13 protein-coding genes and 1 pseudogene are annotated in these 23,109 nt (G+C 61.5%); 8 read left to right on the plus strand and 6 right to left on the minus strand.

Annotated elements, in window-relative coordinates:
* Positions 1-17: 17 nt before the first annotated feature.
* Complete coding sequence (locus ACB042_RS10650) at positions 18-1,310, plus strand: NAD(P)/FAD-dependent oxidoreductase (protein WP_005353047.1); 1,293 nt, start codon at positions 18-20, stop codon at positions 1,308-1,310.
* Positions 1,311-1,396: 86 nt separating this feature from the next.
* Here ACB042_RS10650 and ACB042_RS10655 read toward each other — a convergent pair whose 3' ends face one another.
* From ACB042_RS10655 to ACB042_RS10665, 3 genes are all read right to left on the minus strand, one after another.
* The gene (locus tag ACB042_RS10655; RefSeq protein WP_219263691.1) at positions 1,397-2,038 is read right to left on the minus strand and encodes an energy-coupling factor ABC transporter permease; all 642 of its coding nucleotides are present in this window, start codon (positions 2,036-2,038) and stop codon (positions 1,397-1,399) included.
* Positions 2,039-2,126: 88 nt separating this feature from the next.
* Positions 2,127-2,924: a pyruvate formate lyase 1-activating protein gene (gene pflA / locus ACB042_RS10660; RefSeq protein WP_371178378.1), complete on the minus strand. Its 798-nt coding sequence runs from the start codon at positions 2,922-2,924 to the stop codon at positions 2,127-2,129.
* Positions 2,925-2,989: 65 nt separating this feature from the next.
* Complete coding sequence (locus ACB042_RS10665) at positions 2,990-5,926, minus strand: EAL domain-containing protein (RefSeq protein ID WP_371178379.1); 2,937 nt, start codon at positions 5,924-5,926, stop codon at positions 2,990-2,992.
* A gap of 135 nt (positions 5,927-6,061) precedes the next feature.
* Here ACB042_RS10665 and ACB042_RS10670 point away from each other — a divergent pair, with 135 nt between their 5' ends.
* The 4 genes from ACB042_RS10670 to pbpC all read left to right on the plus strand — a co-directional run bounded on the left by ACB042_RS10670 (position 6,062) and on the right by pbpC (position 16,071).
* Positions 6,062-7,750 (plus strand): FAD-dependent oxidoreductase, encoded by a 1,689-nt coding sequence (locus ACB042_RS10670; RefSeq protein ID WP_371178380.1) that lies wholly within the window; start codon positions 6,062-6,064, stop codon positions 7,748-7,750.
* A 214-nt stretch (positions 7,751-7,964) separates the two neighbouring features.
* A complete protein-coding gene (locus tag ACB042_RS10675; protein ID WP_005353037.1) occupies positions 7,965-8,624 on the plus strand; it encodes a DedA family protein in 660 nt (219 codons plus the stop codon).
* A gap of 165 nt (positions 8,625-8,789) precedes the next feature.
* Entirely contained in the window at positions 8,790-13,673 is a 4,884-nt protein-coding gene (locus ACB042_RS10680; protein WP_371178381.1) for an alpha-2-macroglobulin, read from the plus strand.
* The gene (gene pbpC / locus ACB042_RS10685; protein WP_335812406.1) at positions 13,639-16,071 is read left to right on the plus strand and encodes a penicillin-binding protein 1C; all 2,433 of its coding nucleotides are present in this window, start codon (positions 13,639-13,641) and stop codon (positions 16,069-16,071) included. Before ACB042_RS10680 ends, pbpC begins: the two co-directional genes overlap by 35 nt.
* A gap of 426 nt (positions 16,072-16,497) precedes the next feature.
* Here pbpC and ACB042_RS10690 read toward each other — a convergent pair whose 3' ends face one another.
* Positions 16,498-17,463 (minus strand): hypothetical protein, encoded by a 966-nt coding sequence (locus ACB042_RS10690; protein ID WP_371178382.1) that lies wholly within the window; start codon positions 17,461-17,463, stop codon positions 16,498-16,500.
* 177 nt (positions 17,464-17,640) lie between these two features.
* Here ACB042_RS10690 and thiI point away from each other — a divergent pair, with 177 nt between their 5' ends.
* Positions 17,641-19,089 carry a tRNA uracil 4-sulfurtransferase ThiI gene (gene thiI, locus ACB042_RS10695; RefSeq protein WP_069556066.1) on the plus strand — a complete coding sequence of 483 codons (1,449 nt, stop codon included), beginning with the start codon at positions 17,641-17,643 and terminating at the stop codon, positions 19,087-19,089.
* Positions 19,090-19,234: 145 nt separating this feature from the next.
* Here the strand turns inward: thiI and ACB042_RS10700 are convergent.
* Both ACB042_RS10700 and ACB042_RS10705 read right to left on the minus strand, forming a co-directional pair.
* Positions 19,235-19,945, minus strand: a pseudogene (locus ACB042_RS10700) (transposase).
* A 63-nt stretch (positions 19,946-20,008) separates the two neighbouring features.
* Positions 20,009-21,589 (minus strand): alpha/beta hydrolase, encoded by a 1,581-nt coding sequence (locus tag ACB042_RS10705; protein ID WP_371178383.1) that lies wholly within the window; start codon positions 21,587-21,589, stop codon positions 20,009-20,011.
* Between the two features lie 346 nt (positions 21,590-21,935).
* On the opposite strand from ACB042_RS10705, the gene ACB042_RS10710 reads away from it, so the two are divergent.
* Positions 21,936-22,058 (plus strand): hypothetical protein, encoded by a 123-nt coding sequence (locus ACB042_RS10710; RefSeq protein WP_005350832.1) that lies wholly within the window; start codon positions 21,936-21,938, stop codon positions 22,056-22,058.
* Positions 22,048-23,058, plus strand: coding sequence for a 23S rRNA pseudouridine(2604) synthase RluF (rluF, locus tag ACB042_RS10715; protein ID WP_371178384.1), 1,011 nt, complete (start codon positions 22,048-22,050; stop codon positions 23,056-23,058). The genes ACB042_RS10710 and rluF overlap by 11 nt, the downstream gene beginning before the upstream one ends.
* The last annotated feature ends 51 nt before the right edge of the window (positions 23,059-23,109 follow it).

Here is a 23,109-nt window from a genome sequence, read left to right on the forward strand (position 1 = left end):
AACCGAGGAAAATCATCATGATGAATATTGTCGTTGTAGGCGGCGGCGCCGGTGGCCTGGAGCTGGCCACCAGTCTGGGTCGCAAGCTTGGCAAGAAGAACAAGGCCAAGATCACTCTGGTCGATCGCAACCGCACCCACCTGTGGAAACCCCTGCTGCACGAAGTGGCCACCGGTTCCATGGACGCGGGCATCGATGCTCTGAGCTACCAGTCTCACGCCAAGAACCACGGTTTCGACTTCCAGCTCGGCACCCTGACCGACATCAAGCGTGACGATAAACGCATCGTGCTGGCCCCGATCCACGACGACAATGGCGACATCGTGGTCAACGAGCGCGAGCTGCCCTACGACTATCTGGTGATGGCCATCGGTTCTGTCTCCAACGACTTCAACACCAAGGGCATCAAGGATAACTGTATTTTCCTCGATAGCCCCTCCCAGGCGCACCGTTTCCACAACAGCATGATGAACCGCTTCCTGCAGTTCGCCACCGAATACCAGCCGGGCGACAAGGTGAAGATTGCCATCGTTGGCGGCGGCGCCACCGGCGTCGAGCTCTCTGCCGAGCTCTACAACGCGGTCGAGCAGCTCTACGCCTACGGCTTCAAGAACCTCACCACCGACAGCCTGAAGGTGACCCTGGTGGAAGCGGGCCCGCGCATTCTGCCGGCTCTGCCGGAGCGCATCAGCGGCGCCGCCCATCAGGAGCTGGTCAAGCTGGGTGTGGACGTGCGTACCGCCACCATGATCACCGAAGCGACCAGCGACGGTCTGCACACCAAGGATGGCGAGCTGATTGAAGCTGACCTGATGGTGTGGGCGGCCGGTATCAAGGCACCTGACTTCATGAAGGATATCGCGGGCCTTGAGACCAACCGCATCAACCAGCTGGTGGTGAAAGAGACCCTGCAGACTACCCGTGATGAGAACATCTTCGTTATCGGTGACTGCGCCGCCTGCCCGCAGCCGGATGGCAAGTTCGTGCCGCCGCGCGCCCAGTCTGCCCACCAGATGGCCAGCCAGGCATTCAAGAACATTCTGGCCAAGATGAACGGCGGCGAGATGAAGCCCTACCTCTACCACGACCACGGTTCGCTGGTCTCCCTCAGCCGCTTCTCCACCGTGGGCAGCCTGATGGGCAACCTGATGCGCGGTTCCATGATGGTGGAGGGTTACATTGCCCGTCTGGTCTACATCTCCCTCTACCGGATGCACCAGATCGCCCTGCACGGCTATGTCAAGACCGGCCTCATCATGCTGGTGGGTCGCATCAACCGGGTACTGCGCCCGACCCTGAAGCTGCACTAAGCCAAGGTTTGACAGAATTGGGAATACCAAAAGGAGAGGCGATGGCCTCTCCTTTTTTTTATGGGCGCAGATCAGGAAAGAGAGAGCTACTTGCCCAGATAGGTGCGGTCGAAGAAGGTATTGACCCAGTGAGGGCGGTAGATGGCCAGCACCGTCATCGCCATGCCGTTGAGCAGGGCTTCGGGGAACAGCAGCAGTGGCCAGATGGAGAGGTAATCCGCCGTGATGGTGTGCCAGGGGTAGCTGTGACTTAGCCCCATCAGCAACGCACTGGCGGCCACCTTGACCGAGATGGTGATGGCGCCGCCGAGAAAGGCGGCAACGAAGATATAGACAAAGAGATGGCGCGGCAGCCAGGCCCAGCTGGCCAGAAACAGCAGCCAGCTGGTGGCCACCGGCAGGGCGATGCCAACCAGCGCTTGCCAGCCAAAATCGGCCAGATTGGTGACGCCGAAGTAACCGAGCACCAGCAGGGTCAGGCAGGGGGCGAGCAACGCCAGCCGCCAGCCGAGCAGCAGGGTGAGGGAGGTGAGCCCGAGAAAATGGACCTCCAGCCCCTCATGCAGACCGGCCCTTATATACCAGAGCGGCACCAGCGCGATGGCACTACCCAGCAACAGGTGCTGATAGAGGGGGTTGTCATGGAGGGTTTGCCACAGAGAGCGGCGCAGGCTGAAGGCCAGCAGTACCAGCCAGATCAGGAGGGCGGCGAGTTGTCCTTCACTCATCTTGTCGTCCATTCATGCAGTAGAGTCCGGGCGGCCTTCCCGACCGCCCCATAGCAGAGCAGGCTGACGAATCAGCCTGCTTTTACCATCAATATTTGACGTTGTTGTGGTACTTGCCGAGGATGCCCTTGACCCGTTCCATGGTCTCCTTGCTGGGGGGCTTGATCCCGCTCAGCTCGTACGGGTCGCCCAGTACGTCCCACTTGTGTTTGCCGAGCTCATGGTAGGGGAGCAGCTCCACCTTCTCCACGCTATCGCCCAGCTCGGCGATAAACTGGCCCAGCCCTTCGGCGCTCTCGTCGTCGTCGCTCCAGGTCGGCACCACCACGTAGCGGATCCACATGGTCTTGCCTTTGGCTGCCAGATAGCGGGCAAACTCCAGGGTGTATCTGTTGCTGACGTGGGTCAGCGGAATGTGTTTCTGGTCATTGATCTGTTTGATGTCGAGCAGCACCAGATCGGTCTGGTCGAGCAGCTTATCCACCTGTTCGTCGAGATGGCGGACGAAGCCGTTGGTGTCGAGACAGGTGTGGATCCCTTTCTCTTTGCAGGCGGTAAAGAGTTCGGTAATGAAAGCGGGTTGCAGCATGGCTTCACCGCCGGACGCTGTCACGCCACCGCCTGAGGCATTCATGAAGTGGCGATAGCTGGTGATGTCACTCATCAACTCCGGTACGGTCACTTCGCGGCCACCTTCGGTATCCCAGGTATCGCGGTTGTGGCAGTACTTGCAGCGCATCAGGCAGCCTTGCATGAATACGATAAAGCGTATTCCCGGGCCATCGACAGTGCCGCAGGTTTCGACGGAATGGATCCGGCCAACGGTGCCGTGAGCTCCGGCTGGCTGGCTGATTTCAACGGCAGGGATCCGATTAATGACAGACATAAACAACTCCAACGATTCGAGCAGGCCGTTATTTTATTACATAAACCCCTATTGATCCTACACCTTTAGTCCGGCGCCCGGCTGCCAAGCAGCTGTTCCAGCCCCTTGACGGTGAGCGGTCGACTGGTGAGAAACCCTTGATAATGCTGGCATCCCAGCGCTTTGAGGATGGCCAGCTGCGCCTCCTCTTCGACCCCTTCGGCGGTGACGGTAAAACGGAAGACCTGGGCCAGATCGAGTATCGCTTTGACGATGGCTCTGTCCTGTTCGCTGTGTACCAGGGTCTGAATGAAGCTTCTGTCCAGCTTCACCTCGTCGGCGGGCAGATCCCGCAGATAGGCCAGCGACGAGTAGCCGGTGCCGAAGTCGTCGATGGAGATGAGGATGCCGAGCTCCTTGAGCTGGCGCATTCTGGCAATACTCTCCTGCCGATTCTCCAATACTACCGATTCGGTCACCTCCAGCAGCAGGCGGGAGGGGGGCACACCGGTGTCGCGCAAGATGTACTCCACCTGTTGTACGAAGCCTTGGGTGTGGAACTGGCGAGCGCTGACGTTGACCGACAGATGGGGGATCTGCAGGCCACGGTTGAGCCAGAAGCTGTATTGGGCACAGGCGGTCTTCATCACCCAGTAGCCGATTTCGAGGATCAGGCTGGTCTCTTCGGCGATGGGGATAAACTCCCCGGGTGGCACCATGGTGCCGTCGCTGCGCTGCCAGCGCAGCAGCGCCTCGATACCCGACAGTGAGCCATTGTCGACCCGGTATTGCGGTTGATAGTGGAGTTGCAGCTCGTGATGACGCAGGGCATCGCGCAGCTCATTGGTAAGGGTCAGCCGGTTCTTCTCATGCTGGGCCATCGCCTCGGTAAAGAAGACGTAGTGGCCCTGACCGGCGCGCTTGGCCATGTGGGTTGCGGTGTCGGCCTGTTGCATCAGGACCAGATGATCCGTCTCGTTGCCGGAGAAGAGGCTGATCCCCACCGAGGCGCTGCAGTGCAGTTTGTGATCGCCGATGTCGAACGGGGTGCGAAACAGTCCCATCAGCTCGCGGGCGAAGTGCTCTGCCAGAATTTTGGCGGTGACTTCCCCTTGTCCCAGCTGGGTAAAGAGCAGGGCAAACTCATCCCCCGAGATACGCGCCTGCACTAGATTGTCCTGGGGCAGCTCCCTGAAACGCTGCACCACGGACTGCAGCAACAGATCGCCGCAGGCGTGACCGAGGGAGTCGTTGATCGACTTGAAATTGTCGAGATCCACCAGCAGCAGGGCGCCCCACTGGCCGTTGGTGGCGCTCAGGGTCTGCTGCAAAATATGGTTGAGGCTGCGGCGGTTGTGCAGACCGCAGAGATCGTCGTAATAGGCGAGCTGCTCGATGTGTCTGGCCGCCTCTTTTTCCTGGGTGATGTCGTAGAAGCTGCAGATAAAGTGGCTGAGCTCCCCCTGCTCATCCTTGACACCGTTCACCATCAAGCGCACCGGAAAGAGGTGACCATCCTTGTGCAGGCAGCGCTCTTCCCCGAGCCAGAACTCCTGCTCGTTGACGGTGCGGCTGACATCTTCCTTGAGATGATCCCCGTAGTAGGTGGGGCGCAGCTTGCGAATGGAGTGACCGATCACCTCTACCTCGCCAAATCCGGTGATCCGGCTGAAGGAGTGGTTGACCTTGAGGATGATGCCGTTGTGATCCATCACAATCAGCCCATCGTGGGTATTAAAGGCTACCTCGGCCAGCCGCAGGGCATCGTCGGTGGCGAGGCGCTTGAGTTCGATGGCGGCCCGCTCGTGCTGGCTGCTCAATAGATCCAGCAGCTGTTCGGGCTCCTCAAGGGGGGTATCGAGCAGCAGGGTGATCTGGCCAATGGGGGCGCCGCTCTGGCCATGGAGCGGAATGCCGATGTAGGCGCTGGCATTGAGGGCCAGCAGCCGGGTCGCCTTGGGATAGCGCACTGGCAGATCTTCCACATAGATGGCCTGACCATGCTGGAACAGCTCCTGAGCGGGGCCGGGGTCGAGCTGGATGGGCTTGAGGGTGGAGCAGATCTCCTCGTTGATGACGCAGCGGGGGATGATCCAGAGATCCTGACCGCGGGGCTGGAACTCGCCGATCCAGCCCACCCGGGCACCGCTGGCGCTCATGGCCCAGCTTACCAACGTCTTGCAGTAGTCGATGCCGGTCTGCTGGTGCAGCTCGGGCGGGAGGGCCAGCTCGGCGCGGTGCTCTTCCGGTTGCGGTTGCCAGTGGCCGAGCAGCTGGGCGCTGCTGCGCACTAGTTGCAACATCTCCTCGCTAAGCGGGGTGGGATCGAGATACTCCAGACTCAGCACCCCGAACAGCTTGTCCTGCTCCAGCAGGGCACCATCGAGGCGTGAGCGCACACCGGCACTGGTCAGATAGAGGTGATTGCTCAGCATCGGCTGGTGGGCGGCCTCCGAGAAACTCAACGCTTTGCGGGTACGCAGGGCGCGGATATAGCGGCTGTCACCACGAATGGGGTAGAGCGCCTCGACCCCCAGGGTGAACACCGGGGTGAGTTGCTCGCTGCCGAGATCGCCGTTGGCCTGATAGTGCCAGAGGATGAGCCGATCGGCCCCCAAACTCTCTTTAAGGGCCTCGAGCAGGGGGGCATACTGTTGCTGGCTCGCCATCTGGCTGAGGCGCGGCAGTTGCAATGCCAGATCGGCGATGGGCTCCTGACGAAGGTTCTGCAGACAGATGAGCCAGAAGCCATCCTGCTCGTGAGCGAGGGCGATATGCCAGAGCTGGCTGGCAAAGCGCACGGTGATCTTGCCGCCATGGCCGTTGGCCAGCAGTTGTTCGATGGGCAGGCGCAGGGCATCGGGCAGCTGGGCAGGCCAGGGGGCGCGCGGTTCGTCGAGCCAGTAGAGCGGGGTTTGCATCACGTCGGTCAGGGCGACCAGCCGTTGACTGCGCAGGTCCAGACGGAAAAAGAGTGGCGTCTGGAGGGCAGGAGGAAGATGACTGAGTGCGGTAGACGACATGAACAAACAACATCCTGTTAAGCAACCGTCGGGGTTGCAAGAATACTGCAAAATGGTGTGAAACAAAATTTCATTGAATTCTAAATTAGAAAAGTCTAATTTATTGCCCATTATCATGTATGAGGAGTCTTGCAGATGAAACGGATCCTGATTATCGGTGGTGTCGCGGGGGGCGCATCGGCGGCGGCTCGTGCTCGTCGTTTGAGTGAAGAGGCAGAGATCGTGATGTTCGAGCGGGGCGAGTTTGTCAGCTTCGCCAACTGCGGTCTGCCCTATCACATCGGGGGCGATATCCCCGACCGGGATGCCTTGCTGCTGCAGACTCCCCAGAGTTTCAAGCGCCGTTTCAACGTCGATGTGCGGGTCTTCCACGATGTGATTGAGATCGACAAGGCGGGCAAGACCTTGCTGGTGCGCAACCTGCAAACCGGTGAAGAGCAGCGCGAGCATTACGATGTGCTGCTGCTGAGCCCGGGGGCGGCGCCGATCCGTCCTCCCTTCCCCGGTATCGACAGCCCCCATGTCTATACCCTGCGCAACATCCCGGACATGGATCGCATTCTGGCGGCCCTGCACCACGATCAGCCGCGCCACGTTACCGTGGTGGGTGGCGGTTTTATCGGGCTGGAGATGATGGAGGCGCTGCATCAGCGCAAGCTGGATGTCACCCTGCTGGAGCTGGCCGATCAGGTGATGGCGCCGGTGGACAAGGAGATGGCCAACATGCTCCATGCCCGCATCCGGGAAGAGGGGATCGATCTGCGCCTGCGCACCGGCCTCACCGCCATCGAGAGTCTGGATCTGCCTGCCGAGAAGACCTCCGTCGTGCCGACAGCCAAAAGCGGTGGCCTGCGCCTGACCCTCAATGACGGTTCCCATCTTGATACCGGTCTCTTGATCCTCGCCATCGGCGTCAAGCCGGAAACCCTGCTCGCCGCCAAAGCAGGGCTGGAGCTGGGCCCACGGGGCGGCATCAAGGTTGATGCCGGGATGCGTACCTCGGATCCCTTCATCTACGCGGTGGGGGATGCGGTGGAAGAGATAGATTTCGTCACCGGTGAATCTGTGCTGATCCCGCTGGCGGGCCCGGCCAACCGGCAGGGGCGCATCGCCGCCGACAATATGCTGGGCCGAAGCGAAACCTACAAGAAGACCCAAGGGACCGCCATCTGCAAGCTGTTCGATCTGGCGGTGGCCAGCACCGGCCTCAACGAGAAGCGATTGGTGCAACTGGGATTGCCGTTCGAGAAGGTTTATGTCCATCCGGGCAGCCACGCCGGTTACTACCCAGGTGCCCATCCGGTCAGCCTCAAGCTGCTGTTTGCCCCCGATGGCAAGATTTACGGCGCCCAGGCGGTGGGCAAGGATGGCATCGACAAGCGCATCGATGTGCTGGCGGTGGCCCAGCGCGCCGGCCTCACCGTGTTTGACCTGCAGGATCTGGAGCTCACCTATGCGCCGCCGTTTGGGTCGGCCAAGGATGTGATCAACATGGCGGGCTTTGTGGCAAGCAACCACCTGAAGGGGGACACCCTGCTCTGCCACGTGGCCGAGGTGCAGGCTCGTAACCCCCATCAGTTGGTGGTGGATGTGCGTAATGGCCCGGAGCTCGACAAGCTGGGCCGCATTCCGGGGGCGCTGCATATCCCCCTCGACGAGTTGCGTGGTCGCCTCCATGAGCTGCCCAAAGAGAAAGAGCTGCTTATCAGCTGTCAGGTCGGGCTGCGCGGCCATGTCGCCTGCCGCTTGCTGAGCCAGCACGGCTTTAAAGTGAAGAATATCTCCGGCGGCTTCAAAACCTGGCAGATGGCCACCGCCGAGTAACCGTTTTATTTCTGTGCCTGTTTGCCCCTCTCCCTTGTGCGTGCAAGATGAGGGGCTTTTTGTTTCTGCTTTTCGCTCTCCTTGCATTCCCTAATTGCAGCAATATTTCGACACACTTTATTTCCTGTGCCGGACAAAATTAACGTTTTGTTCAGGGGATGGGTGCTATAACCCCTGCCTCGTTCATGATGAACCGTGTAGTAGGGAGAGTGACATGCTGGATATGCTGATGGCCATTTGGCATCAGGATTTTGACGCCCTGGTTCAGATGCAGGCGGTACCCCTGCTGATCAGTTGCCTGATGCTGGTACTGCTGCTGGAGTCCGCATTCGTCTTCCTGCCCCTGCCGGGGGACAGCTTGGTACTGCTGGCCGGTGGGTTGGTTGGCATGGGGGTGTTTGGCCCCGAAGTGACTCTTGTCTATCTGCCGTTGGCTGCTGGCATAGGTTCCGTGCTCGCCTACTGGCAGGGACGGGCACTGCAGCGCACCCGCTTTATGGATCATATCGAACGGATGTTGCCTCCCGACAGCCTGCCCAAGGCGACCCGGCTGTTGAAAAAGTACGGTTTTCTGGCGATGTTCTCCTCCCGTTTTATCCCGTTCGTGCGGGTGCTGACCCCCATGCTGATGGGGATTGGCCGCCTGAGCGTGCTGCGCATGTGCGTGGCCAGCTTTGCCAGTGCCTTTATGTGGGCGCTCTGCCTCAGTTTGGTGGGCAAGCTGGCGATGAATACCCCCTTCTTCCTCCACCACAGCGAACTGTTGACCCGGGCCCTGCTGATTACCTCACTGGTGCTGTTTCTGGCGGCCGTCATGGCCATCCTGTTTCGCTGGTTCAAAGGCGGAGCAAAAAACGAGACCAGCCACGACTAGATGACAACCCTTGCCGCACTGGATCAGTGGGCAAGGGGATTCTCGTGCTGCAGGGGCGCGGAATTGTGCCCATTCGGGTAATGAGCTTTGTGTCGGGTGAGCAGGATGCCTTATCCTGTTTCCAGCCACGCTGCGTTTGCAGCGCTCCAACTCGGGATGGAACCTATGCGCCTCTTCGACTCTCCCTCTGCTTCTCACCGCTCTACCGCTGAAACCGGCGCTCTGCGCCGCCGCTGGTCAACCCTGCTGCTTTGCGGGGTGGTCGGTTTGCTGTCTGGCTGCGGCCCTGACAAGCCCACCAGCCAAGTACCGACCACAGAATCCACTGCGCAGCAGGAGGCCGGGGCGCCAACTTCTGTAGTACAGGCCAATGCCCGCCAATATCGCGATGCGCCGGCACTGGCGCTGGTCTTCTCCGGCCCCCTGGCGCCGAAGGCAAACTGGCAGAGCTGGCTCGGGGTCAGTGAGGGGGGCAAGCAGGTGCAGGGGGAGTGGATCCTCGCCGACGATGGTCGCACCCTCTATTTCCCGAACGTGCAGCCCGATAAAAGCTATGAGGTGAGCCTCAAGGCAGGGCTGGGCCCATCCCCCCGAAGCTGGACCCTCAAAACCCGGCCGCTGGAGGCGGGGGCTTCGTTTACCGCCAGTGGCATGGTATTGCCGCTGCGTCAGGAACTTCGCTTGCCCATCAGCGCTGTCAACGTGGATGAGGTCAATATCGACTTCTTTCGGGTCGATGCGGAATATCTGCCCCGTTTTCTGGCGGAATATCGCCCCGGTGCCGGCATGGGGAACTGGGAGCTTGAGCAGATCACCCAGCGGGCCAAGCGGGTATTCAGCGGCCGCTATGCGCTGGAGCTCGATGCCAACCGGCGCGAGACCCGCCTCATCAATGTGAAGGAGCCGCAGCTGGCTGAGGCTGGCGTCTACTTTGCGGTGATGTCGCCCCTTGGCAACTACGACTGGCGCAAGGAGACCACCTATTTTGCGGTGAGCGACATGGGGCTCAGTGCCCGCCGTTACCGCGATCAGCTGGAGGTGTTCGTCAGCTCCCTGGCCAGTGCCGACCCGCTCAAGGATGTGCAGCTCTCCCTGCTCGACGAGAAGGGTAACCGGCTGCAGGTGCAAACCACCGATCCGCAGGGCCATCGTCGCTTCGATCAGGTGCAGGGGGCCCGCTTGCTGCTGGCCGAACAGGGCAACCATCTGGCGGTGCTGCGCCTCGATGGGGCGGCGCTCGATCTCTCCACCTTCGATCTCGGCACCCAGCCCTGGCAGGCCCAGCAGTTGTATCTGTTCAGTGGGCGCGATCTCTATCGCCCCGGCGAGCGGCTCGACAGCGAGATTTTGCTCAAGGGGCAGGATGGCCAGCTGCTGCCGGGCATGGCGGTGGAGCTGGAGGTGAAGCAGCCGGACGGCCAGCTGCTCGAACAAAAGCGGCTGCTGCCGGACAATTTGGGCGCCGCCCATTACGGCCTGCGTCTGCCGGATGATGCGCCGCTCGGGCGCTGGACCATCAGCCTCAAGACCGCCGCCGGCAGTCGCTTCGAGTGGCCCTTTTTGGTGGAGGAATTTCTGCCTGAACGGTTGAAACTGCAGCTTGGCAAGGGGCCGGATGGGGAAGTCACGAGTCTGGACGCCGCCCTCAGCCTGCCACTGCAGGGGGACTATCTCTACGGCGCGCCGGCCAGTGCCACCAAGGCCAAGGCGGAGGTAAAGATCAGCCGCGCCACCATGCCTTTTACCCAGTGGCAGGAGTTCACTCTGGGTGACGTGCTGCTTGCCGAGCAGGCCAAGGATCTCGAGCCGCGGAGTCTCACCCTCGATGCGCAGGGGCAGGGGACTTTTTCGCTTGCTGATGAACTCGATGGGGTGCGCGCCCTCGGGCCGCTGGAGGTGGCCTATCGGGTGTCGCTCGCCGAGCCCGGTGGCCGCGCCGTCAATCGCAGCCGCACCCAGTATGGCTGGCCCGCGGGCAGCCAGTGGCCGGCGCTCAAGGCCGACTTCGTGGCGGATCGGGTAGAGGGGGGTAAGCCGCTCCCCTTCCAGATCCTCAACCTTGATGAGCAAGGCCAGCCGGTGGCGGGGGCGGTGAAGGTGCGCCTTATCAACGAGTACCGCGACTACTACTGGCATTACGCCGATGGGGAGGGGTGGAAGTACGAGTTCAACAGCCAGCCCTATCTGGAACAGGAGCAGACCCTGCAGCTGGATGGCAAGGGGCCGACCCCGCTCACGCTGCAACTGGCGGCGGGCTGGTATCGATTGGAGGTGGAGAACAGTCAGGGCCATCAATCCAGCCTGCGGGTGGAAATAGGCAGTTACGCCTGGGGTGGCGGTGGCGAGCAGGCGCGGCCTGACAAGATTGCCATCACCCTCGACAAACGCGCCTATCAGGCGGGTGACAAGGCAAAAGTGACGCTGGTGGCCCCGCGCCCCGGTAAGGGCTTGCTGCTGGTGGAAGATGGCGACGGCCTGCGCTGGTGGCAGAGCATCGAGCTCAAGGGGGCCGGTGGCGATGCCAAGGATGCCCGCGGCGAGTTCGAGATCCCGGTCAGCCCCGAGTGGCAGCGTCATGACTTGCATATCTCGGCCCAGATCGCCGCGCCAGACAGCGCCTCCAAACCGGTCAGCGGCCAGCAGGGGCAGAGCCTGCGCTCGGTCGGGCTGGTGCCGCTCACCCTGGACCGGGAAGCGCGCCGTCTGCCGTTCACCCTGAGCGCGCCTGATAAAGCGGTGCCGCTTACCCGGCTGGAAGTGACCGCCACCTCCACCCCCAACAGTCAGGGACGGGTGGTGCTGGCTGCGGTGGATCGAGGCGTGCTCAATATCAGCGACTACCAACCTCTCGACCCGTTCGAGATCTTCTTTGGTCGCAAGCGCTTCGCCCAAGATTTGTTCGACAACTACGGCCAGGTGATCCCGCCGCAGGATGGCAAGCTGGCCCGCCTCAATTATGGGGGTGACCGGGCGCCGCTGAAAAAGGGTGGCGCGCTGGAGAGTCGGGTCGAGATCGCCGCACTGTGGAGCGGTGAGGTGAGTTTTGACCAACAGGGCAAGGCGGTGATCCCGCTCGATTTGCCCAACTTCAACGGCGAACTGGCGCTGATGGCGCTGGCCTGGAACGAACAGCAAGTCGGGGAGGCCGAGCGCGCCGTCAAGGTGGTGGCGCCCTTGGTGGCCGAGATTGGCTGGCCGCGCTTTGGCGCGAGAGGGGATGAGACCCGGGCGCTGGTGCAGCTGCGCAACATGAGCGGCGAGGATCAGACCCTCTCCCTTGCCTGGACCCTCAATGGCGGACTCAAGGCAAATGACGAGCTGCCCGGCACTCTTATCCTTAAAAACGGCGAGGAGCAGTGGTTGACCCTGCCGCTCACCGTGACCGGGGCGAGCGGCGTGGCGAGCCTGCAGTTGGCGGCCAGCGGCAAGGATTTTGCCATCAGCCGCGACTGGACTTTGCCGCTGCGCTCCCCCTGGCCGGCCGAGACTCGCCAGCGCTACCAGATGCTGGCCCCCGGCCAGCAGATGAGCTTTGCGCCAGCTGAGCTGGTCGGGCTGGATCGCGCCAACCTCCAGGGGCTGCTCAGCCTCTCCGGCACTCCCCCCTGGGATCCGGCAGCCCAGTGGCAGGCGCTGGCTGACTACCCCTACGCCTGTCTGGAGCAGACCTTGTCGCGGGCCTGGCCTTACTTGCTGACCACGGCCGATGAGCGGGCCGCCTGGAGCAAACCCGCAGAGGGCAAGAAAGCGGCGAGCGAGGCGGACGTGCAACGTGCCCTGCAGCAACGGCTGCAGCGGTTGCAACTGCCCAGCGGCGGTTTTGGTCTGTGGGATGGTCGCTCCGACGAGGAGCAGTGGCTCACCGCCTATGCCGCCGACTACCTGCTAGCGCGCAAGGAGGCGGGCGACGCAGTGCCGGAGGCAATGCTCAATCAGGCGCTGAACCGGCTGCAAAGCTATCTCACCGACAGTCAGTATGGTGAGCGCTGGAGCAGTGCCCCCGAGCACAGTCAGTTGGCCTATCAGGCCTACAGCGCCTATGTGCTGGCCAGGGTGGGCAAGGCACCGCTCGCTACCCTGCGACTTATCTGGGAGCAGCAGGCTGATCACGCTCGCTCCGGTTTGCCGCTGCTCCACCTCTCGCTGGCGCTCTCGGCCATGGGGGATGAGCAGAACGCCGCCAAGGCCCTCAGCCGGGCATTGGCGACCGAGCGCGGTGACGACTATCTCGGGGATTACGGTTCGCAGTTACGCGATGGAGCCCTTGAGCTCTCCTTGCTGCGCCAGCACAAGTTGGCTGCGGAGCGCTGGCCTGATCTCAGCGCCAAGGTGGCCGATACCCTGGCCCATCGTCAGTGGCTCAGCACTCAGGAGCGGCTCGCTCTGTTGCGACTGGCCCGTTTCGATCCTGCCGTCGACTGGCAGGCCAAGGTAACTTCCTCTCTTGGCAGTGGATCCCTGAGCGGTTCGGCTCCGCTGCAGCAGGGTGCCCCCGAGGCACTGGCGGCGAGCACCGTCACCAACGAGGGCAAGGGATCCCTCTATGTGCAGCGCACCCTGATCGGTTACCCCGAACAGGCTCCTGCCCGTTTGAGTCAGGGGATAAGCGTGACCCGCAGCTGGTTCAACAGCGATGGTCAGCCGTTTGATCCCGCCAAGGTGAAGGTGGGCGATCTGGTGGTGGTACGGCTCAATGTCAGCAGCGAATCGGCGGTGCCCGATGCCCTGCTGGTGGAGATGGTGCCCGCAGGCTTCGAGCTGGAGAACCCGGCCCTTGGCAACAGCATCAAGCTCGAAGAGCTCTCCATCGAGGGGAAACCGGCGTGGCAGAGTGAGTGGAACGACTATCTCAAGCATCAGGAGTTTCGCGATGACCGCTACACGGCAGCGCTGGAGCTGAGCGAGGGGAGCAACCAGCAACTGGTCTACCTGATGCGGGCGGTGACGCCGGGCCGCTATCAGGTGCCACCGACCCAGGTGGAGGATATGTACCGGCCTGAACTGCGGGCTGTGGGTGAGGATATCCACGAGGTGCGTATCTCTGAGTAACAAACCCTCCCTTGAGCGGGTTCGCCCGCTCACTTTTTGGCAGCGTGGTTGGCTGAGCCTGGGTCGCAGTGGCCGCGCAGGCTGGCGCTGGCTTGGCGGTCTGCCGCGCTTGCTGCACTTTTCGGTGCTGGGAGTTGTAGCACTGCTGCTGTCATTGCTGGCGCTGGATCGCATTTTCCCGCCGCCGCCACTAGACCCCGCCTACGCACGGGTGGTGCTTGACATGAAAGGGCGACCGCTGCGCGCCTTTGCCGATACCAGCGGCGTGTGGCGCTACCCCGTGACCCTGGAGCAGGTCTCCCCCCGCTATATCGAGGCGTTGCTGGGTTACGAGGATCGCCATTTCTGGCGCCATCCCGGGGTTAATCCGGTGGCCATGGTGCGCGGGGTCTGGCAGTGGCTGCGCTATGGGCGGGCTGTGTCGGGCGGCTCGACCCTCACCATGCAGGTGGCGCGTCTTATCGAACCCTACCACCGGAGCGTGCCCGGCAAGTTGCGCCAGATGGCGCGCGCACTGCAGCTTGAGTGGCACTACGACAAGCGCACCCTGCTCACCGTCTACCTCAACCGGGCGCCGTTTGGCGGTAACCTGGAGGGGGTGCAGGCGGCAAGTTTTGCCTATCTCGGCAAGAGTGCGGCCAAGCTGACCTATGCCGAGGCGGCGCTGTTGGCGGTGCTGCCACAGGCCCCCAGCCGCAACCGACCAGATCGCCATCCCGAGCGGGCCCGCGCCGCCCGCGACAAGGTGATGCAGCGACTGGTGGCTCAGGGTGTCTGGCCCGAGCCGGTGTGGTTGGAGGGACGTATCGAGCCGGTGCTGGCCCGCGGTCACTTCACGCCGATGGAGGCGCCGCTCTTTGCCCGCCTCGCCGCTGATAATCAGACCGGGGCGCTGGTGCACACCACCATCGACGGGGATCTACAGCGCTGGCTGGAGGGACGGGTGGCGAGCTACATTCGCCGCTTCCCCGAGCAGACTTCTGCCGCCTTGCTGCTGGTAGATAACAAAACCATGGCGGTACGCGCCTATGTGGGCAGCGCCGAGTATGGCAATTTGCGTCGCCACGGTTACCTCGACATGGTGCAGGCAATCCGCTCTCCCGGCTCCACCCTCAAGCCCTTTATCTACGGTCTGGCGATGGATGAGGGGCTGGTGCACTCGGCCTCCCTGCTCTCCGATGCGCCAAGGCTGGGCTCGGATTATCGCCCCGCCAACTTTTCCGGCGCCTTTCAGGGGCCGGTGACCCTCGCTCAGGCGCTGCAGCAATCCCTCAACGTGCCGGCGGTGCAGGTGCTGGAGGCGCTCGGGCCCGACAAGCTGGTCAGCCGCCTCGACAATGCCGGGGTGCGGCTGGCGCTCTCCGACAAACCCAATCCGGCCATCGCGCTGGGGGCGGCGGGTATTCGGCTCGAGCAGCTTGTCGCGCTCTACAGCTCGCTCACTCGACAGGGGCAGGTGGCCATGCCGGTCTGGCTGGCGGGGCAGCAGGCGGTGTCGCGCCCCTTGTTGAGCCCGGGAGCGGCCTGGATCATCTGGCAGATCCTGAGCGCGCAGGGGCGGGCTGATCAGCCCTTTGCCAGTGAGGCGACCGGCCGGGTCAATCGACTGGCCTGGAAGACCGGCACCAGCTATGGCTATCGCGACAGCTGGGCGATGGGGGTTTCCGGTCGCTGGACCATAGGCGTATGGCTTGGTCGCCCCGACGGTACCCCCATGCCCGGTTTTTACGGGCAGAGCGCGGCGGTGCCGCTGCTGCTCTCTGTCTATTCGCGGCTCTCGGACAACAGCCCCTTGCCGGCACAACCCAACACGGTGAGCGAAGCAGAGATCTGCTGGCCGCTGGGGCGCAAGGCCAGCGCGACCCTGCCTGAAGCCTGTTTGCAGCATCAGAGCGCCTGGTTGCTGGAAGGGCGTGATCCTCCCACCTTGCCGGATCCCATGGACTGGCCCTCGCCGCTGCGCCAGGTCGCACTGACCGCCGGGGGCAAGCCGACGCTGACCCGTTGCCCCGATGCGGCGCAATCCGGTTTTCGGGCCCTCTGGCCATTGTCGCTGGAGCCGTGGCGGTCCCCCGGCGAGCGACGGCAGGCGCTGCTGGCCAGCGGTTGTGCAGGGGAGGGGCAGAGTGCCGAGCTGCAGGCTCCCATTCGCATCGTGGCGCTGGGGGAGGGCAACCTTATCCGCAGCCAGCGCTATCGGTTGCAGCCCAAGGTGCTGGGCGGTGTCGGCAAGTCGGCCTGGTTTCTCAACGGCCAGCGACTGCGCTGGGACGGGGATCAGGTGCTGAGTATGGCGGGTCGTTATCAGCTGGTGGTGGTCGATGAAGCGGGCAACAGCGATCGTATCGAGTTTCGTGTGGTGCATCCTGACAGTGATGCCAGCACCATCACCCGTTGATCGTTTTGCCGACAGCCATTGAGGTGAATGTAATTAACTATTTGAAATGCATCAATATTTGATTGGATGAATTAATTTGTGAATAATTACGAATTCATTCAAATCCAATCGGGAGTTCTCTTTTGCTGCGTGTTCTGTGTCCCTTGCTGGTGCTGATGAGTTCGGGTTGTGCCACAACCAATCATGGTGATCACCATGTTTCTCCTGAACGTACCGGGTTCTATTCACCTTTCGAACCTGCTTCCGAGAGTTTTGCGCGTTGCTATCAGAAACAGTTTGCCTGTACCCCTGCCAATATCCGCCGTGACAGGGCGATGGAGGCGCGCAGGCAGGCGCAAGAGCGGGCCAATCACCGGGGTGATGATTGGTAGGCCGCAGATAACGAGAGGGGTTGGCAGATGCCAACCCCTTTTTCATTCCGCCAATTCAGCCCGGTTGGCGCAGATGACCGAGCCGGGTGAAGAAGTGCTGGCTCTTGCGTTGGTGAAAGTGGCTCTTCTTGATGGGATGGAAGATGAGGTTGCTTTCGGGATGGCTCGCTTTTAACTGGTGGAGCATGGCTACGGCGGGCAGGCTGGTGCTGACCAGGGTGGTGAGTGGCATGCTGAGGGTCTCGGGCCCCAGTAGTTGATTGAGCCCTTGCTGAGCCTGGTCAAAGCGGGTCAGGGCCGCCGGGTCGGCATAGCCGCTACCCAGCATGGCGAGCAGGTTGTCGATGGCCAGATGAAATTCGGCCAGCTGTTGGCGAAAGCCGCTGCGCCCGCGCAGGGCAATCAGCTCTGCAAACGGAATGTCGGCCAGGTGAGTGGGCACTTGCAACGGGAGCTCGAGGTGGAAGCAATCCTGACCGCCGCGATTGTGGTAGCGGGATTCGAGCAGATGGAGCAGGCGGTCGAGATAGTCGTGATCGGTAATAAGCGCCCCGTCATTGGCGAGTGCCCACTCACGGGCAAGGCGCATGGAGATCAGGTTGGCAAAGCGTCGCGCCATTCTGAGCCCCCCCTCATCCCGGGTCGCAAAGCCGTGAGTAAGGCAAAAGCCGTGCAGCCGCTCCAGCCCCACCTGATCCGGGCAGAAGCAGTCGTGGTTGGCCTCCTGACGCCAGCGACCAATCAGCTCCTTGTTGCCAAACACCTTGTGGCGGACGAAATCGGGGGCCACCAGGCCGCTTATCTGGCTCTCCAGTTGCGGGGTAATGGCGGCAAAGAAGGCGGCATCGGGCCGCTTGGCCAGCAGATCGGTCTGCTGTTGAAGGGTATCGAGCAGGGCGGTGAGGCCGCTCTTTTCGCTGACGGTGAAGACAAAGGCAAGCCGCTCCAGATAGAGCAAGGCAAATTTGAGCCAGAGCTCGTCGCGTACCTCCATGCCGGGGTAGTAGATGTAGGTCTTCATCGGATCAGTCTGTTGTCAAAAATCTGGCGAGGCGCAGGGTCGGGAATATACGCAAGATTGCGGTCGCGCGGCAAACACTGCGTGGGGTAATGTGAGCAAACGCTCATCCAGTAGGCGCTGGCCACAAAGTTCTGATATAATTCGCGCCCTTAAATCAAGGTCACCCGAGTCATTACCATGAAGTTCATTATCAAGCTGTTCCCGGAAATCACCATCAAGAGCAAGTCGGTTCGCCAGCGCTTTATCAAGATCCTGCAGGGCAATATCCGCAATGTCCTGCGCCGCTTCGACGACGATGCCCGCGTACGGATGGATTGGGACAAGCTGATTGTGAGCTCCCGCAATGACCAGTTCCGCGAGCAGGCTATCGAAGCCCTGGCCTGTATTCCCGGCATTCAGGCTTTCCTCGAGGTACAAGCCAGCAAGTTTACCGATCTGCACGACATCTTCGAGCAGGTGAAAGCCGTTTGGGGCGACCAGCTCAAGGGCAAAACCTTCTGCGTGCGCGCCAAGCGCCACGGCAAGCATGAGTTCTCCTCCCTCGAGGTTGAGCGCTATGTGGGGGGCGGTCTGAACCAGCACTGCGAAAGCAATGGTGTGCGCCTCAAGAACCCGGACGTGAAGATCAACCTCGAGATCGACGGCGAGGAGCTCTTCATCGTCAGCGCCATCCATCAGGGCCTGAGCGGCATGCCCATCGCGACCCAGGAAGATGTGCTGAGTCTGCTCTCCGGCGGTTTTGACTCCGGTGTGGCGTCGTTCCAGTTCATCAAGCGCGGCTGCCGTGTGCACTACTGCTTCTTCAATCTGGGCGGTGCTGCCCACGAGATCGGCGTCAAGCAGGTGGCCTATCACCTGTGGAACCGCTTCGGTTCATCCCACCGGGTACGTTTCACCGCTGTGGACTTCGAGCCGGTGGTTGCCGAGATCCTCGAGAAGATCGACAACGGTCAGATGGGCGTGGTGCTCAAGCGGATGATGATGCGTGCTGCCGCCAAGGTGGCCGACGAGTTCCAGATCCCGGCGCTGGTGACCGGTGAGTGTGTGGGTCAGGTCTCCAGCCAGACTCTCACCAACCTGAACGTGATCGACCGGGTCACCGACAAGGTGATCCTGCGCCCGCTTATCACCTGGGACAAGCCGGATATCATCAACGAAGCCCGCCGTATCGGCACCCTGGAATTTGCCGAGACCATGCCGGAGTATTGTGGCGTCATCTCCAAAAAGCCGACCGTGAAGGCCGAGCTCTCCCGCATTGAAGAGGAAGAGGCCAATTTTGACTTCTCCATTCTGGACAAGGTGGTCTCCGAGGCCCGTTACCTCGATATCCGCCGTATCGGTGAAGAGACTGCCGCTGAAGTGCAAGAGGTGGAAACCACCCAGGTGCTGGGCGCTGACGAGGTGATCCTGGATATCCGCTCTGCCGATGAACACGACGAGAAGCCGCTGGTGGTGGAAGGTCGTGAAGTACTGCATATCCCCTTCTTCAAGCTGGCCACCGCCTTTGGCGATCTGCCCAAAGAGAAGACCTACCTGCTCTACTGCGATCGCGGCGTGATGAGCAAGCTGCAGGCGCTGTATCTGAAAGAGAAGGGCTTTGACAACGTCAAGGTGTACCGCCCGTAAGCGTGTTTTTTACCTTCAATAAAAAATCCGAAACCTGTTAATTGGTTTCGGATTTTTAATGTGTATCGTGCAGGCTCTCGATTTTTTCCACGCCAGAAGTGCCACCCAGTTTGTTCAACTCTCCAACTTCTTCTTGCTGCGCTCATCACCTCCTTGCTAGGCGGTGTTCTCCAAATGCTGGTTGTCTGTCCACCAATAGTTCCCGTGAGTTACAAAGGCAGAAAGCCAGCTTTTCATATCTCATTGAGGATCCACGAAACTTCTTCAGCCATCAGAAGCACCGCTCGACCACATTTCGCCTACGATAACGAGCTTTGTCTAATACCAGCGGAAGTTCCTTATGGTATCGCTGCTGGCCGCGTGCGATAACGGCCTGATGAGGTCGGAATCCTTGTCATAGCCAACGCACTTGTCGCATATCTGATTGCCGCTGAAAAGCAGAACCCAAACGGCAAATCATTACTATCAGTGACCAAGTGAACTTTGCTGCCAAAACCACCACGAGAGCTACCAAGAGCTTGATTCACCGGAGTGTTTTTTTACGCGCTCCGGCAGCATCTTTGGATGCTCTGACATTGGAGCCGTCAATGCACCACAGGTCGAAGTCGATAAGCTCTTCTTCATTGAGATGCAGTTGCAGCGCAGCAAGGATGGTATCGATACGACCTGTACTCAGCCAACGTCGAAAGGTGTTGTATGACAGATCTCGCCAAGGTGCGTCGGTGTGAAGTATCCAGAGAATGCCATCAAGCACTTGGCGTGGCTCACGAGTAGGGCGTCCTCTTATGCGGTGGGATAGAAAAAGGGGCTCGATAAGCCCCCATTGTGCATCGGTCAACTGGTAACGACGGGACACTGCACTGGTCTTAAACTGTTGAGAAAATTTGAGATTATATCTTCATCACAGTAAGTATATAGCCTAGAAAGGCGCGCTGCTCTCGTCGCTCTCCTGTAAAAACTGCTCCACTTCTGCCTGATAGGCCGCATCAGGTTGACCGCTGCTGGCAGGGGTTACGGCAGCAGACGGGGCGACGGGAGGGGCGGTGAGGGTCTCCATTACCCGCTGCTGCAGATAGGGGTAGAAGGGGTTGGAGGAGGTGCGGGTGAGGGCGCCGGGGTTGACGATCAGCACGCCGCGCTCGCCACGCAGGGCCAGACCGCCGAGATTGATGCCATATTGCTCCCGCTGCTGCGGGCGCGCTGCCATGCCATAGAGGGGGTCGTCCATCGGGAAGGGGAGCGCCACGTGGGAGAGGGAGTAGATCTCCTTGGGATAATCGACATCCAGCGGGCGGACCTGCTCAGGCTGATCGGCGGTGGCCAGCGTTCTGGCCTGGGTTGCGGGGGAGGAGGGTTCCACATTGCCCACCACGGTGAGGCGATAGTGCCCGGGGGCGTTTGGCAGCAAGCGGTGCAGCGCCAGCTCGGAGGCCGAGCTCATCAGCGGGCCAAACAGGGTGCTGCGGTTGATATCAAACAGCACCAGTTCGCTGCCGTTGGCTGGCAGGTAGTGGTAGAGATCGGCAATGATGGAGCGGGTGCTGACGGTGTAGTCCATCACCGACTGGAAGGTGAGGGCGGGGGGAAACGCCGCCAGCTCGCCACTGGCGGCCAGCTGGCGCACCTGCTGCTGGATGGCGTGGGTCAGGCGATAGGACTGGCGCGCGCCGTTGACCGGAAACGAGTTGTACTTGAACGGGTTGAACTCCGGCATGGTGTCGAGCCAGGCGGCGTTGGCAAAGGCGGGCAGCAGGGCAGGCACGGCCTTGAGCCCGGCGAAGCGGGCAAAGCGGGTCACCCCGATCATCGGGGAGATCAGCACCAGCCGATCCGGTTTTGCCAGCGTGCCGCTCGGGTCAGCCAGCGCATCGAGCGCATATTTCACCGCCAGCGCGCCGCCGTTGGAAAAGCCCACCAGATGCAGCGGCCGCTTGCCCGGTGCCAGCAATCTGGCCTCCCGCACCGCCAGTCGGGTGGCGGCCAGCCAGGTCTCCCAATCCACATCCACGAGGCCAGCGGGCACAGTGCCGTGGCCGGGGATCCGCAGCCCCAGCGCGATAAAGCCCTGTTGCTGATAGCGTCTGGCCAGATGGCGCAGGCTGTAGGGCGAGTCGGTCAGGCCGTGCAGCAGCACTGCCACCCCTTTGACGTCCCCCTCGGGGCGCAGCAGGTAGGAGCGGTTCCAGTTCTGCTGAAAGCGGGCGGGATTGATGGGGGCGTCCTGATAGTAGCGATTGCTGGCCAGTTGCTGCTCCGGCGGCGTTTTGGCGACTACCTCGGTGGCCACCAGCTCGAACAGCTCTGCTTCGCGGGCCAGATAGGCTTGCCAGTCGCTGCGATCGAGCTCATCGGCACTGAGTTCGGGGGGCACCACTGTGTGCCACAGCTGCAGCGGCGCTGCCTGCCAGGCGAAGTAGGCGATCACCGCCCATGCGGTCAGCAACAGCAGCAACAGGGTCAGCAGAGCACGGCGAACAAGGCGGCGAGTGTGAGCCAGCATGGTGCAATCCTTGGCGATAGAGGTGGAGCCGCCTTTGGGCGGGCGAGTTTGGCGCAGCACATTGGGCGCAGCCAACCGGCTTAAAGCCTAATGGAAACAAGGTGATATGTATAGTTGATGGCATTCGTCCGCGCTGGCTGTGGGCGCCTGATCCCCGCTGTTGGCATCAGGCTGGCCGTTCGAAGGCTGCATCGCGGGCCATCTGGCGGCGTGACCTTATCCGCGGATGCCCGTGTGGGCGCTGCTATCTTGCAACTATCTGCCCCTGAGAGGGGGCAATTATGCTACTGTAGCGGCGTTTTTTGATGGATAAGCTGGCATTGGCCTTTTTTGAAGATGGAATGGTATGCAGAACTTTGACGTAGTGAATTGGCTGATGCAGCAGACAGCCTCCCCGGCGCAGCCGGAACAGGCGATGGCACAACCGGGCGCGGCCCAGACCCTGTGGCAGGTGACCCATGCTGGCTAACGAATCCATGCGCCTGAACAAATACATCAGCGAGAGCGGCATCTGCTCGCGCCGCGAGGCCGACCGCTTTATCGAGCAGGGCCACGTCTTTATCAACGGCAAGCGGGCCGGGATTGGCGATCAGGTGCAGGTTGGCGATCTGGTCAAGGTGAACGGTCAGGTAATCGAGCCGCGCGAGGCGGACAGTCTGGTGCTGATCGCCCTCAACAAGCCGGTGGGCATCGTCAGTACCACAGAGGCGGGCGAGAAAGACAACATCGTCGATTTCGTCAACCACAGCACCCGGGTCTTCCCCATCGGGCGTCTCGACAAGGATTCGCAGGGGCTGATTTTCCTGACCAACCACGGCGATCTGGTCAACAAGATCCTGCGGGCGGGCAACGATCACGAGAAAGAGTATCTGGTGACCGTCGACAAGCCGGTCACCGACGAGTTTGTGCGCGGCATGGCGGCCGGGGTGCCGATCCTCGGTACTGTGACCAAGAAGTGCAAGGTGAAGAAAGAGGCGCCGTTCGTCTTTCGCATCACGCTAGTGCAGGGGCTTAACCGCCAGATCCGCCGCATGTGCGAGCACTTCGGTTTTGAAGTGACCAAGCTGGAGCGCATCCGCATCATGAACGTCAGCCTCAAGGGGCTGCCGGTGGGTGAGTGGCGTGATCTGACCGACGACGAGCTGATCGATCTGTTCAAGCTGATTGAGGACTCCTCCTCCGAGGTGAAACCGGCCAAAGGCGACAAACCGAAGGCGGCCAAGGCTCCTGCGGCGCAAGGCGCCAAGCCGGGGCAGGGCAAGAAGCCGCGCCGCGATGACGATCACGAGATTGGTGGTCGCCCCAATGTGCCGGGCCCGGAAGCCTTCGAGAAGAAGCTGCCGGTGGGCAAGGGGGGCGCGGGAAAAGGTGCTGCCAACAAGGGCGGCGCTGGCAAGGGTAGTGCAGGCAAAGGGGCTCCCGGCAAGCCGCGCACCGCTAACACCGGAAGGCAGAAGAAGGGGCGCTGAGTTGCCCCTCTGAGTGGCATCAGCCGCCAGTCATCTCCAATACGGTTATCC

The sequence above is a fragment of the Aeromonas sp. S13(2024) genome, from assembly GCF_041402405.1.
Taxonomy (GTDB): domain Bacteria; phylum Pseudomonadota; class Gammaproteobacteria; order Enterobacterales; family Aeromonadaceae; genus Aeromonas; species Aeromonas veronii.

What these genes read in the sequence shown, in the direction of transcription:
- ACB042_RS10650 (WP_005353047.1), top strand. Translation starts at nt 18, where the DNA reads ATGATGAATATTGTCGTTGTAGGCGGCGGCGCCGGTGGCCTGGAGCTG.
- ACB042_RS10655 (WP_219263691.1), bottom strand. Translation starts at nt 2,038, where the DNA reads ATGAGTGAAGGACAACTCGCCGCCCTCCTGATCTGGCTGGTACTGCTG.
- pflA (WP_371178378.1), bottom strand. Translation starts at nt 2,924, where the DNA reads ATGTCTGTCATTAATCGGATCCCTGCCGTTGAAATCAGCCAGCCAGCC.
- ACB042_RS10665 (WP_371178379.1), bottom strand. Translation starts at nt 5,926, where the DNA reads ATGTCGTCTACCGCACTCAGTCATCTTCCTCCTGCCCTCCAGACGCCA.
- ACB042_RS10670 (WP_371178380.1), top strand. Translation starts at nt 6,062, where the DNA reads ATGAAACGGATCCTGATTATCGGTGGTGTCGCGGGGGGCGCATCGGCG.
- ACB042_RS10675 (WP_005353037.1), top strand. Translation starts at nt 7,965, where the DNA reads ATGCTGGATATGCTGATGGCCATTTGGCATCAGGATTTTGACGCCCTG.
- ACB042_RS10680 (WP_371178381.1), top strand. Translation starts at nt 8,790, where the DNA reads ATGCGCCTCTTCGACTCTCCCTCTGCTTCTCACCGCTCTACCGCTGAA.
- ACB042_RS10690 (WP_371178382.1), bottom strand. Translation starts at nt 17,463, where the DNA reads ATGAAGACCTACATCTACTACCCCGGCATGGAGGTACGCGACGAGCTC.
- thiI (WP_069556066.1), top strand. Translation starts at nt 17,641, where the DNA reads ATGAAGTTCATTATCAAGCTGTTCCCGGAAATCACCATCAAGAGCAAG.
- ACB042_RS10705 (WP_371178383.1), bottom strand. Translation starts at nt 21,589, where the DNA reads ATGCTGGCTCACACTCGCCGCCTTGTTCGCCGTGCTCTGCTGACCCTG.
- ACB042_RS10710 (WP_005350832.1), top strand. Translation starts at nt 21,936, where the DNA reads ATGCAGAACTTTGACGTAGTGAATTGGCTGATGCAGCAGACAGCCTCC.
- rluF (WP_371178384.1), top strand. Translation starts at nt 22,048, where the DNA reads ATGCTGGCTAACGAATCCATGCGCCTGAACAAATACATCAGCGAGAGC.